This is a genomic window from Acinetobacter sp. YH12072 (genome assembly GCF_013419565.1).
Taxonomy (GTDB): domain Bacteria; phylum Pseudomonadota; class Gammaproteobacteria; order Pseudomonadales; family Moraxellaceae; genus Acinetobacter.
Map to the genome: position 1 here is coordinate 1 of NZ_VOZV01000063.1, position 7,764 is coordinate 7,764.

General features: G+C 40.5%; 5 protein-coding genes. 1 reads left to right on the forward strand and 4 read right to left on the reverse strand.

Going from position 1 to position 7,764, the window contains the following annotated elements; all coding sequences use genetic code 11:
* Positions 1-168: 168 nt before the first annotated feature.
* Together FTU19_RS15520 and FTU19_RS15525 are read right to left on the reverse strand one after the other, a co-directional pair.
* Positions 169-636, reverse strand: a complete 468-nt coding sequence (locus FTU19_RS15520) for an HIT family protein (protein ID WP_166139514.1) — start codon at positions 634-636, stop codon at positions 169-171.
* A gap of 126 nt (positions 637-762) precedes the next feature.
* The gene (locus FTU19_RS15525; RefSeq protein ID WP_180068907.1) at positions 763-2,472 is read right to left on the reverse strand and encodes a GGDEF domain-containing protein; all 1,710 of its coding nucleotides are present in this window, start codon (positions 2,470-2,472) and stop codon (positions 763-765) included.
* Between the two features lie 1,142 nt (positions 2,473-3,614).
* On the opposite strand from FTU19_RS15525, the gene omp33-36 reads away from it, so the two are divergent.
* Complete coding sequence (omp33-36, locus tag FTU19_RS15530) at positions 3,615-4,508, forward strand: porin Omp33-36 (protein ID WP_180068905.1); 894 nt, start codon at positions 3,615-3,617, stop codon at positions 4,506-4,508.
* A gap of 63 nt (positions 4,509-4,571) precedes the next feature.
* On the opposite strand, the gene FTU19_RS15535 is transcribed toward omp33-36, so the two are convergent.
* Both FTU19_RS15535 and FTU19_RS15540 read right to left on the reverse strand, forming a co-directional pair.
* Entirely contained in the window at positions 4,572-6,536 is a 1,965-nt protein-coding gene (locus FTU19_RS15535; protein ID WP_180068903.1) for a choline BCCT transporter BetT, read from the reverse strand.
* 179 nt (positions 6,537-6,715) lie between these two features.
* Positions 6,716-7,432, reverse strand: a complete 717-nt coding sequence (locus FTU19_RS15540) for an ion channel (protein ID WP_159123809.1) — start codon at positions 7,430-7,432, stop codon at positions 6,716-6,718.
* Positions 7,433-7,764: the final 332 nt, after the last annotated feature.

Here is a 7,764-nt window from a genome sequence, read left to right on the forward strand (position 1 = left end):
TCATGAAATACGGTATTCTGATGTGACAAAACCTGAATCCTGGTCGTTAAAGTGTTTGTTTGCACTCATATTTTAACTGTTAGGACTCAGGTTTTTTTATTTAAAGCAAACTATGGGACAGCAGTGGAGAGTGCCCCTCTTTTAAAAAGAGGGGGCTTTTATTTTTGACTATGCGATTGAGCGAATATTTTCAGCCAATTGTGCCAGCGCTTGATCATCCGCCCTTCGAGCATCATGCGATGAAATATAGCCCTCATAAGCATCAAAATACTTATCGACTGAAGAATTAATTGGCTGCCATTTTTCATGGGTATTTTTAGTCTGATGCATTGGAAATAGCTTGGCATGCACATGATCGACACCAAATCCCTCGAACACCATTGCTGTTCGGCCAACGTCATCAAAATAACGATCCAATTTTAGGGCTACCTGCTTGGTATATAAAACCAGATTTGTCAGCACCTGGTCACTCAGTTCAAAGGCATAGCTGGAATAATGCTGTTTTGGAATCACTACGCTTGCGCCCAATGTATTGGGAAATATAGTAAGAAACGCCATAAAATCATCATTTTCATCGATTAAATGACATGGCAATTCCCCTTTTACCATTTGACAGAAAATACAATTTTTACTCATTTTAAGATCCCCTAAATTTTTATATTTTTTAAAAACTTCAATGAAATTTACTTTATTTTTTAACAATATAAATTATAAAATTATGACTCTTCAGACTGTTTAGCTTAAAAAATTCAGTTAAGTGGTTTAAACCTCAGCCACCACATTACGTCCTTTGGCTTTGGCCTTAAATAACGCCTCATCGGCCTGTTCCAGTAAAGCAATCCATGACTCTGCACCAATCGCTACCCCAATACTCACCGATACATGAATATCTTCATCAGCTGAGGTCAGAATAGAATGCTCAGCGACTTCAGTCCGGATTTTATTCGCTAGCATGAAAGCATGCTGCATCTCGATATTTTCAATCAGGACCAGAAACTCATCACCGCCATAGCGAACCAGCAGATCCGAAGCACGGACATTGGCTTTTAAGCGTTCTGCAACCAGTTGAATAACCTGATCACCAATAATATGCCCATATTGATCATTGACCTGTTTAAAATGATCAATATCAATAATCATCAGGCAGGTTCGCTTAAACTGGGTCGGATGCGTTTCCATAAAACGTATATATTCATCGAGCGCAAAACGGTTAGCCAGTCCGGTCAGGGAATCGGAATGGGCAATATTTTTCAGTCGAAATTCTAATGCTTCACGCTCTTGCAGCGTATGCTGCAGTTTTTGAATTGCTGTAAATAAGGATTCAGTAGGCCGGTCTGTTTTTAGTTTTGATGGTGCTTGCTTCCGTTCAGACCCAGTGGACAAATCAAATAAAATTTTACGTGCGCGAATTAAAGGAATAAAGATGCGTTTACGCGCAAAAATCATGGTCAAAATTGCCGTAATCAGGGAAATTCCAGATAAGGCCACCGTCCAGATCAAATGATTCAGACTGTGGCGCATTTCCTTAATAGCCACATCTTTGGTGTATTGCAGTAAATAGTTCTGCAAATCAATCACTGTTGTAAATTTATCTACAATGGCTTCAGTCAGCTGGGTTCCAGTTAAATAATAAGGACGCTGCTGGCGGCTATCTTCAATCAGTCGCTCCACAATCGGTAAACCTTGCTGAATAAATTCAGTGCCGACCCGTTGATGTAAACGAATAAATTCATCAGTTTTGTCCTGAACAGGCTGTAGCGTATCAATAATATCCCAGAGGTAGCGTACCTGATGCTGGACCTGCAAGGAACGGGTAATGTTTTGCTCTGGAATCTGGGTTCCAAATGTCACATGTGCCATGACATTTGACGCTACCCGACCCGATTGATCCCTGAGATCAGATAAAAACAGGATTTCACTCATGTAATTATCCAAACGGGCAGATGGCGTAGCAGAGGCAATCACTACTCCTTTCAGAATTTTACGGCTGCTATCCCAGGCAGTAAACATGGCGAGAATAGCCTGATCCATTTCCTGTGCAGTACGTTCCGGGCGAGGTATTTGAGTATAGAGATCGACCTGCTGACGTCCATTCTGCAAGCTCGGTTTCAATTCAGATAAAAGTTGCTGGCTTAGGTGATTAAAACCAACCTGATCGAGTGCCTGAGCCGTAATCTGCATCTGTTGATCGACTTCCTGACGGTAATCGCTTAACTCCTGCTGATGTTTGGCAAATTCCTCAACCGAGCTGGACATTACTTTGTTGGCGGGTGCCCGTTCACGGGAGATTTTATTGGCGAGATCGGTGACCTGTTGTAAGGCATCAAGCTGCTGATAGGTTTGTTTTGATTTTAAATAATGTTGAGTACTATCAATAATCAAGGGAATACAAATACACAATAAACATAAAATAATGATCGACATCGACCAGTACAGATGTTTGCTGATTTTCTCAGAGCGCAAAGTATTCATCTTGATTTTTAGTCCTTCACATGAATCAAGGACTCCCCATTTAATAGTAGATAGATTATACAAATAAACGCCTACTCATCATCAATATTTCTTCCCAATTGCTTTGATTTTCAGAAGGTTTTTCTTATGTTCTTAAAGGTTTTAACTCTTTATATTTTCAGGATTTTTCATCTGTTATCACTAAAATATAAATAGGAATGAAAATTTCATAATTTAAAATATAAGAAAATTAAAAAACTCGCTTTCTGAACTATTTACACGTGCAACAATTAGGTGCATAATGCACTGCATTAGGGCGAGTTAAATTATTCCTCAGCAGATTTTTTGATTTACCCGCAAATTTTGGCGAAAAAACCTCAATTTTATATAGAAATTGAGGTTTTTTTTTGCAACTTTATAGAACGAAGCAATTTTTAAATTGAAATAATGCACCATTAAGGTGCACTTAAGAATCATCTTTGACGGCTTTCTATACTAGTTTTTCTAATCTTCTTTTATGAACTAATCCGTAGACTGATGCTTCTAAAAAATTCTGGCAAAAAAAAGCCCAACCTTGGGGAAAGCTGGGCCGATAAAAAACAAAAATATGTGGAGAATCAGTCAAATTATCATGTAAAAACATGAACTCTAACCTGATTTTTTTATTATCAGTCAATTTGGTAACAATGTAAAGCACATTAATTTACTAGGATTTATGACATATCACAATTTATAGACAAAACAGTGAAATACATCACATTATAACCCTGATTTTGTCGCTAAACCGACCAATTCTTTCATAAATTTGTTTTATATTACAGTTTTTATGCTTTTCTTAAATTCAGTGTAGTAAACATGATTATTTTCATGATAAGTAAATTGGTTTTTTGAATTAAAATCCATTATTCAAACTAATTAAACAATCAAAAAATCCTTTATTAATTCATTTTCCTGATTAGATCTAACAATTTATTTTGTATACAACATTGTTATTTAAGCTTTTTTCTAAAATAACTAAATTTTCTAATTAGAAGACTATTAAACAAAATCAATACAATGATTTTGCACAAAAAAATAGCAATTTTAAATCAGATTGACTTGATAAATTGTTACAATACAATACGTTTCTGTTGTACATCTTTTGTAACAAAATGGTAAATATCATGAAAAAACTCGGTTTAGCCACTGCTTTATTATTAGCCATGACCGGTGCTCAAGCATATCAATTTGAAGTTCAAGGTCAGTCAGAGTACATCGACAACACTGCGAATGACAAAGACTTCACTGGCGCTGTTCAAGGTACTTACTACTTCAAAGATGTAGACGCTTCTAAAGGTCCTTTAGCTGAAGCTGCTTTCATCAACCAGGCATCTAATGTTTCTGCTGCTTATACATACGGCGAAAACGGACAAGAATCTGGCAATCGTACTGTACACCATACTTTTGGTGCAAAAGGTGAAGCTTACATCCCAACTAAAGTTGTTCCTGCTTATGCAAGCGCTTCTTATAGCCATACTATCACTGATAGCAAAGCTGGTAACCCAGATGACAATGGCGACCGTTATGCATTAGAAGTAGGTGTACTTCCTATTCCTAACTTCCTGGTAGCTGTAGGTTACACAAGCGTTGCAGACCAAACTTCTTATGACGCTTTCAACATGTTCAACAACGGCGTTGCTAAAGCTGCTATCGAGTCTCAAACAATCGCTGACGACCAAGATGCAATCACTGCTCGTACTAAATATGTAGGCGCAATTGACGGCACTAACATGTCACTTGGCTTCGAAAGCGGCTTGGTTTATGGTGAAGATACTGCTTACAATCTAGGTACTACTTTGTACATCAACCCTAAATTAAGCGTTGGTGCATCTTATATGGAATCTAGCTACGCTAACTCTCCAGACAAAGCTTGGGGCGCAAACGTAAACTACTTCATCACTCCAGCAGTTGCTGTAGGTGCTAGTTATGTGAACTCAAACTACGAAGCAAATCTTGCTCAAAATGCTGTAGTTCGTGATACACAAACTGTAGGCTTAAATGCTAAATTCCGTTTCTAATTTCTGATTAGTCACTGAATAAAAAAAGGACGCATCAGCGTCCTTTTTTATTGGATCAAATATTTATTCTGGAGAACGGACCAGACTTAAAAAGTGCAGATGACGTTCATATTGGTCAATGATGTCCTGGATTAAATCTTCCTGAGTCCATTCCATCACATCATAATTTTGCCCCCCTTCCCTTAAAAAGACTTCTGCCTGATAAGATTGCGGAGAATCTGCATCCGGCATAAAGCTCGGTGCTAAAGTCTGGGTAGCAATGACCTGATAAATAAAGTTCATTTCATTCTGATGATCGACACGTAACTCGATCCCATCTTCCAGTTTAAAGATTTTCACCTGGATGTGACGACGTTTCAGTTCAGCCTGCAAACTGTTAAAGGCTTTACTGACCATCGTATCAATATAATCACGTACTTCATTATGCGTATGCGGATAATGCATAATTAAACCGAGTCGCTGTTGCCAGCTACGCGGGTTCTGAATGGCCCGTGGGGTAATACGCGCAGCTTGTAGCGCATGCATTTTCGTTACATCCAGATGCAGGGCCTTAATCAGTCCCCAGCAAATCAGCAGCATAATGAATGTGAACGGTAAGGCACTCATAATCGTAGCCGACTGCAAGGCTTCCAGCCCACCTGCCAGTAACAGAATGATGGCCAATAAAGCCATTAACACGGTCCAGAACAGACGCTGCCAAGTCGGTGAATTCTCGGTTTTCGCCGTGAGATAATCCGTGACTAATGATCCAGAATCTGCTGAAGTGACAAAGAACAGGATAACCAATACCGTAGCAATAATACTGGTGACTGAATTAAATGGCAGATTACCTAAAAATTCGAACAGCGCTACAGAGGAGTCACGTTGTACTGCCTCAAGCAGATTAGTATTGGCTTCATGCATGATACTGAATAATGCAGCATTGCCCATAAAGCCCATCCAGATCAGGGTAAATCCGGTAGGAATCAGTAGAACCCCAACAATGAACTCACGGATACTGCGGCCTTCGGATACTCTGGCAATAAACATCCCGACAAATGGTGACCAGGAAATCCACCAGGCCCAATACATAATGGTCCAGCCACCAATCCAGCCACTAGGCTGATAGGCATACAGATTGAAGGTCATACTGAACAGGTTTGCAACATACTGTCCAGAATTCTGGATAGTGGTCTGCAGAAGATAGATACTTGGACCGGTAACAAAAACAAAGATGAGTAACAGTAAAGCAAGCAGCAGATTCAGTTCAGCCAGGCGTTTGATGCCCTTATCCAAACCAAAAAATACGGACATTGATGCCATTACAGTGACGGCAATAATCAAAATGACCTGAGTACTGGGGGTCTGCTCAACTCCAAATAGGTAATTCAGACCCGAATTAATCTGAGTCACCCCAAAACCTAAAGTTGTCGCAACCCCAAATACTGTCCCTAAGGTGGCAAAAGTATCTACCCCGTCTCCGATTGGGCCATGAATCCGGTTGCCGATCAGTGGATATAAGGCGGAGCGAACTTTTAAAGGCAGGTTATGTCGATACGCAAAATAGGCCAATGACAGACCCACAATGGTGTAAATCGCCCAGGCATGCAGGCCCCAGTGGAAGAAGGTCACGCGAATAGCCTGCTGTGCGGCCAGTACAGTTTCCGGGTCACCAGCAGGCGGTGTGACATAGTGCATAACCGGTTCGGCAACACCGAAAAACATCAGGCCGATCCCCATGCCTGCGGTAAACAGCATGGCAAACCAGGATGCCTGGCTATATTTTGGCTGACTATGGTCGGGCCCGAGTTTAATTTTCCCCATATCGGACAGGGCAATATAAATCAGGACAATCAGGAAGATCGCCACGGAGAGGACATAAAACCAGCTAAATGAAGTGGTAATCCACGCATTCATTTGCTTGGTCAACAGGTCGAATGAATCAGGTGCCAGTATTACCAGTCCCAAAAAAATGGCGATAATCACCACTGTACTAATAAAGACATTCGGATTGATATTGGCAAACCAGGATGAAGGTTTGGAAGGCATAGATCCCCCATTTTTTTAATAGATTGAATGCCGGGAGGCTTGAATCATTATTGATAAGTAAAAACATTCTGATCGAGAGAATTACGATCAAAGATACGTTTTGGACCTTAAGATTTTAAAATATTCAGGAAAATAAAGCCGTTAAGTTACTGTAACCAAGCTATGCAGCTCTGTACGTTCTATTCCTCAGGCTTTCTATGCTTATGTTGTATATGAGTCTGTTTAGGAAGATGAGAAATATACTGTAAGGCAATCAGACGCGAGACTATTAAGGCCAGATACATTACCCCGACAAACATCTGGATAATGGCCAGCATCCGTGCGACCGGACTGACCGGCATCACATCAGATAATCCTGTAGCAGACTGCACACTAAAGCTCAGAAAGAGCAGATCCAGCCACGGCTGATAAGCTTTTAGATCTGGGTCCGAAAAGCTGTAAGGTACCCATAACTGGCAAATGCTATAGAGAAAAGCAAAGCCCCAAGCCAGCAATGTGAAAACTGCTCCCGCTGCAAATAGTTCGTCTTTGGTCAGATAACGGTCATGAAACATATAACGTAACAGGCCATACGCTGCACTGAAGTAGGCACTGGCTTCAAACAGATGCGCGACGATCATGATCCAGGTATAGCGCAGCCCCAACACAATTAATGACGAAAAGAAGATGGCCCCTGCGACAAAGATGAGTCCCAGAATGGTAAACATCGGAGTCTGACGAATTACCTTGGCAATCACCAGCAAGACCACCACCCCCAGCATCCATGTACCCGCGCGATAAGAAACGCTGTCATAACTCAGCATCGACAGAATCAGAATCAGTAACTGCAGACATAGCAGCCAGGCAGAAGGCAGATACTTAAAATGGGTCCAGAATCGTAGCAGGGAGTGCTTCATGAGATTTGTCTTGATGTCCTGTCGAGCATCATTATTGTTATCGCTGGCTTAACATAGCATGATCTAGCTGATGGTTAGAAACAGGATTGTATAAAAATCATTGAAATCTCAGTTAAAAATAGCTGTATTTAATTTTAGATAACCTATCCCAAAGTATTTCATTGGGTAGCTCAGGTATTTTATCGCTATAAAAAAAGCCCCCATCAGGATAATGCCAGTCAGTTAAGAAATTGACTGGCATTTTCTTGGGTATTTCAGTGGTTTACCTTTCACAACTCTTGGGCAACTTCTAACCCTCCTCTCAGGCAAAACATACCTCCTAGATTTCTCCA